The organism is Pseudonocardia sp. SID8383, from assembly GCF_009864975.1.
Taxonomy (GTDB): domain Bacteria; phylum Actinomycetota; class Actinomycetes; order Mycobacteriales; family Pseudonocardiaceae; genus Pseudonocardia; species Pseudonocardia alni.
The window spans coordinates 1-4,640 of sequence record NZ_WWFY01000595.1; the positions used below are offsets into that span (position 1 = coordinate 1).

Below are 4,640 nucleotides of genomic sequence, written 5' to 3' on the forward strand. Positions count from 1 at the left end.
TCCCCGAGGTCACCACCCGGGAGCTGGCCCGCTACCCCGACCCGCTGGCCCCGGCGACCGCGGCCCGGCGCTGCGGGGCGCGCCCGGTGACCCCGGAGCAGGCCGCGGCGACCGCGCGGACGCTGGCCGACCACCACGACCTCGTCCTCGTCGAAGGTGCGGGTGGGCTGCTGGTCCGGTTCACCGACGAGGGCGGCACCCTCGCCGACGTCGCCCGGCTGCTCGACGCCCCGGTCGTGGTGGTCGCGGCGGCCGGGCTCGGCACGCTCAACCACACCGCGCTCACCGTCGAGGCGCTCCGGGTGCGCGGCCTGACCTGCGCGGGGATCGTGATCGGGTCCTGGCCGGCGGAGCCGGACCTGGCCGAGCACTGCAACCTCCAGGACCTGCCGATGATCACCCGGGTGCTGGTCCGGGGCCTGCTGCCCGAGGGCCTCGGACGGGTGACACCGGACCGTTTCGCCGCGGTGGCCCGGGACACACTGGGTCCGATCCAGCCGGGTGACTGGCAAGATCCACGGGCATGACGACCGCCCGGACCGACGTCCTCACCGTCGCGCGTGACCAGGTCCTCGACCAGGGTCGCGGCCTCACCGTCACCCAGGTGCGCGAGGTGCTCGACCTGCCCGACGACCGTCTCGACGACCTGCTCGAGCTGGCCCACCAGGTGCGGATGCGCTGGTGCGGGCCGGACGTCGAGGTCGAGGGGATCATCTCGCTCAAGACCGGCGGGTGCCCGGAGGACTGTCACTTCTGCTCCCAGTCGGGCCTGTTCGCCTCGCCGGTGCGCTCGGCCTGGCTGGACATCCCGATGCTCGTCGAGGCCGCCAAGCAGACCGCGAAGACCGGGGCCACCGAGTTCTGCATCGTCGCCGCCGTCCGCGGGCCCGACGAGCGGCTCATGTCCCAGGTCGCCGCCGGCATCGCGGCGATCCGGGACGAGGTCGACATCAACATCGCCTGCTCACTGGGGATGCTCACGGCCGAGCAGGTCGGCGAGCTCGCCGCGATGGGCGTGCACCGCTACAACCACAACCTTGAGACCGCCCGCAGCCACTTCCCGAACGTGGTCACCACCCACACCTGGGAGGAGCGCTGGGACACCCTGCGCATGGTCCGTGAGGCCGGCATGGAGGTGTGTTGCGGCGGCATCGTCGGGATGGGGGAGACCCTGGACCAGCGCGCCGAGTTCGCCGGGCAGCTCGCCGAGCTGGAGCCCGACGAGGTGCCGCTGAACTTCCTCAACCCGCGCCCGGGCACCCCGTTCGGGGACCTGGAGCCGATGTCCGGGCCGGACGCCCTGCGCACCGTCGCCGCGTTCCGCCTGGCGCTGCCGCGCACGATCCTGCGCTTCGCCGGTGGCCGCGAGATCACCCTCGGCGACCTGGGCGCCCGCAAGGGCCTGCTCGGCGGGATCAACGCGGTGATCGTCGGGAACTACCTGACGACCCTGGGGCGTCCGGCCGAGTCCGACATCGACCTGCTCGGCGAGCTGGAGATGCCGATCAAGGCCCTCAACGAGACGCTGTGACGGCGCCGGTGGGCACGCCGACCCGCGAGGACGGGGACCGGTACTGCGACCAGTGCGGGTCGCCGGACCCCGCGGCCGGGCACGACCGGTGCGCGGCGCGCCGCGAGCTGGAGCCGCCGCGGTTCTGCCCGGACTGCGCACGGCGGATGGTGGTGCAGGTCCACCCGGTCGGCTGGACGGCCCGGTGCAGCCGGCACGGCGAGCGCGCCTCGTCCTGACCCGCCGCCGCGCGCGGCCCCCGCGGTGGCGGGGGCCGCGCCGGTGTCCGCGCAGGTCAGGGCTTGATCAGGACCTTCAGCGCCTCGCGGTCGTTCATCGCGCGGTAGCCGTCGGGGACCTCGTCGAGACCGATGGTGCGGTCGAAGACCCGTCCGGGCTGGATGCGGCCCTCCAGCACGTCGGGCAGCAACTCCTCGATGTAGGCGCGCGCCGGGGCGACGCCACCGTGCACGCCGACGTTGCGCATGAACTCGCCGACGCCGAGCGGGATGTCGGAGTACTGCGAGACGCCGACGCGACCGACCAGCCTGCCGTCCTTGGTCACCTCGATGGCGGTGCGGATCGCCTCCACGTAGCCGACGCACTCCAGCGCGGCGTCCACGCCGTCGCCGCCGGTCAGCTCGCGCACCTTCTCGACCGCCTCGTCGCCACGCTCTGCCACGACGTCGGTGGCGCCGAACTCGCGGCCCAGGTCGGTGCGGTCGGTGTGCCGGCCGAGCAGGATGATCCGTTCGGCGCCGAGGCGCTTCGCCGCGAGCACCGCGCACAGCCCGACCGCGCCGTCGCCGACGACGGCCACGGTGTCCCCGCGGCGGACCCGCGCCGAGACCGCGGCATGGTGGCCGGTGGAGAACACGTCGGACAGGGTGAGCATCGACGCGAGCAGCGCGTCGTCCGGCTCGCCCGGCATCGGGACCAGGGTGCCGTCGGCGAACGGGACGCGCACCGCCTCGCCCTGACCGCCGTCGGTGCCGTCGGAGCCCCAGCCGCCGCCGTGCCGGCACGAGGTCTGCAGCCCCTGCGCGCAGAAGTCGCAGGTGTTGTCGGCCCAGACGAACGGTGCGACGACGAGCTGGCCCGCAGTGCGGTTCCGCACCCCGGACCCGACCTCCTCGATCACGCCGAGGAACTCGTGGCCGATCCGGTCGCCCTGCGGGTTGTCCTCGGCCGAGTTGTACGGCCACAGGTCGCTGCCGCAGATGCAGGAGCGCAGCACGCGCACGATCGCATCGGTGTCGTCACGGATGACCGGGTCCGGTACGTCGGACGAGACCCGTATGTCGTGCGTGCCGTGGATCAGAGTCGCCTTCATACCCTCGGGCTTCCCGTATGCGGAACCGTTCATGCGCGCCCGGTGGTCGTGACGTGCCGCACGTGCGGCAGGCTGGGCGGCATGGCGATCAACTGGGGCTCGGTGCTGCGCAAGGCCGCGGATCTGGCGGTGCAGTTCCTGAAGGACTCGCAGAAGGACGGACGGGCCCCGCGGCGCGGCCACGGCGGCGGCGCCCGGCCCGGCCCGCCGCCGACGGCCGGGCGGGTACGCACCGCGCCCACCGGCGACCGTGCCCGGGAGGTCACCTACGCCCCCGAGCCCGACGGGGCCGCGGACCCCGGCGAGATCGTCTGGACCTGGGTGCCCTACGAGGAGGACGCGAGCCAGGGCAAGGACCGGCCGCTGCTGGTCGTCGGGCGCTCGGCCGGCGAGCTGCTCGCGCTGATGCTGTCCAGCCAGGACAAGCGGGCCCACGACCCGGACTGGGTCGGGATCGGCTCCGGCGCCTGGGACCGCGAGGGCCGCGACTCCTACATCCGGCTCGACCGGGTGCTGGAGGTCGAGGAGCACGGCATCCGCCGGGAGGGCGCGGTGCTGGACCGGGCACGGTTCGACCGGGTCGCGGACGAGCTGCGGGCGCGCTACGGCTGGCGCTGAAACCCGGGTGCGCCGCACGGGCGCACCCGGTACCGTCGCCGTCATCATGAGGCACTGACGACCCCCTCGACCGCGGACGCGGCACACGCCCCTGCGGTCCTCCTCCGTCTCCACCGGAGTCGTCGTCGTGTCATCGACCGAGCAGGTCCACGCCGTCACCGCCCGCGGGCTGGTCCGTTCCCACGCCACCCGCGCCGGCCGTCCGCCGGTGCTCGACGGCGTCGACCTCGTCGCCGCGCCGGGCACCCGGGTCGGCCTGATCGGGGAGAACGGCTCGGGCAAGTCCACACTGCTGCGGCTGCTCGCCGGCGTCGACACCCCGGACGGCGGGACGCTCACGGTTCCCGCGGACCGGGTGTACCTGCCGCAGGAACCCGACCTGGGCGACGGGGGGACCGTGGGCGACCTGCTCGACGCGGCGCTGCGCCCGCTGCACGACGCCGTCGCCGAGCTGGAGCGCCTGGCCGCCGGTCTGGCCGACGGCAGCGGCGCCGCCGCCTACGACCGGGTGCTGGCCTGGGCGATCGCCCACGACGCGTGGGACGCCGACCGGCGCGCCGAGGTCACCGCGGGCACGCTCGGTGTCGCCGACCTGGAGCGGGACCGGCCGGTCGCGACCCTGTCCGGGGGCGAGCGCACCCGGCTCGCGATGGCCGCCGCCCTGGTCCGCCGCCCCGCGGTGCTGCTGCTCGACGAACCCACCAACCACCTCGACGACGCCGCCCTGGAGCTGCTGGAACGCTCGCTGGTGGAGCTGCCCGGCGTCGTCGTCGCAGCGAGCCACGACCGCACCTTCCTCGACCGGGTCTGCACCGAGCTGCTCGATCTCGACGCCGGCGAGCTCGGCACCGACGGGTACGGCGGGCGCCGGTTCGGAGGCTCGTTCACCGAGTACCTCGACGCCGCCGCGGCGAGCCGCCGCCGCTGGGAGGAGCGCTTCGCCGCGGAGCAGGAGGAGATCGCCGCGCTGCGGGAGAAGGCGCGGGCCGGGCTGTCGACGATCGCCCCCGGGCGCGGGCCGCGCGACAACGACAAGTTCATCCACGCCTTCAAGGGGGCGGGCGTCGAACGCACCCGGGCCCGCCGGGTCCACGACGCGCAGCGCCGCCTGGAGGTCGCCGAGCGCGAGGCGGTCCGCAGGCCGCCCCGGCCGCTGGAGTTCGCCGGGCACCTCACCGG

Annotated in this window: 6 protein-coding genes; 5 read left to right on the forward strand and 1 reads right to left on the reverse strand. The window is 74.7% G+C overall.

Features of this window, described 5'->3' with window-relative positions; translation table 11 throughout:
• The 3 genes from GTW08_RS14600 to GTW08_RS14610 all read left to right on the forward strand — a co-directional run.
• Window positions 1–527 (forward strand): ATP-dependent dethiobiotin synthetase BioD (locus tag GTW08_RS14600; protein ID WP_161152065.1); only part of this gene is annotated, 527 nt, incomplete at its 5' end.
• Window positions 524–1,531: a biotin synthase BioB gene (gene bioB, locus GTW08_RS14605; RefSeq protein WP_073573904.1), complete on the forward strand. Its 1,008-nt coding sequence runs from the start codon at window positions 524–526 to the stop codon at window positions 1,529–1,531. The genes GTW08_RS14600 and bioB, both read left to right, overlap by 4 nt.
• The gene (locus GTW08_RS14610) at window positions 1,528–1,749 is read left to right on the forward strand and encodes a hypothetical protein (RefSeq protein ID WP_073573903.1); all 222 of its coding nucleotides are present in this window, start codon (window positions 1,528–1,530) and stop codon (window positions 1,747–1,749) included. The genes bioB and GTW08_RS14610 overlap by 4 nt, the downstream gene beginning before the upstream one ends.
• Before the next feature lie 56 nt (window positions 1,750–1,805).
• Here GTW08_RS14610 and GTW08_RS14615 read toward each other — a convergent pair whose 3' ends face one another.
• On the reverse strand, window positions 1,806–2,843 hold the full coding sequence (locus GTW08_RS14615; RefSeq protein ID WP_073573902.1) for a zinc-dependent alcohol dehydrogenase family protein: 1,038 nt from the start codon (window positions 2,841–2,843) through the stop codon (window positions 1,806–1,808).
• A gap of 81 nt (window positions 2,844–2,924) precedes the next feature.
• Here GTW08_RS14615 and GTW08_RS14620 point away from each other — a divergent pair, with 81 nt between their 5' ends.
• Together GTW08_RS14620 and GTW08_RS14625 are read left to right on the forward strand one after the other, a co-directional pair.
• The gene (locus tag GTW08_RS14620; RefSeq protein WP_073573901.1) at window positions 2,925–3,461 is read left to right on the forward strand and encodes a type II toxin-antitoxin system PemK/MazF family toxin; all 537 of its coding nucleotides are present in this window, start codon (window positions 2,925–2,927) and stop codon (window positions 3,459–3,461) included.
• Window positions 3,462–3,588: 127 nt separating this feature from the next.
• On the forward strand, window positions 3,589–4,640 hold a 1,052-nt coding region (locus GTW08_RS14625), incomplete at its 3' end, for an ATP-binding cassette domain-containing protein (RefSeq protein ID WP_161152066.1).

Bases quoted from the DNA above. Each gene is read 5' to 3' on its own strand.
- bioB (WP_073573904.1), top strand. From the start codon at position 524: ATGACGACCGCCCGGACCGACGTCCTCACCGTCGCGCGTGACCAGGTC.
- GTW08_RS14615 (WP_073573902.1), bottom strand. From the start codon at position 2,843: ATGAAGGCGACTCTGATCCACGGCACGCACGACATACGGGTCTCGTCC.
- GTW08_RS14620 (WP_073573901.1), top strand. From the start codon at position 2,925: ATGGCGATCAACTGGGGCTCGGTGCTGCGCAAGGCCGCGGATCTGGCG.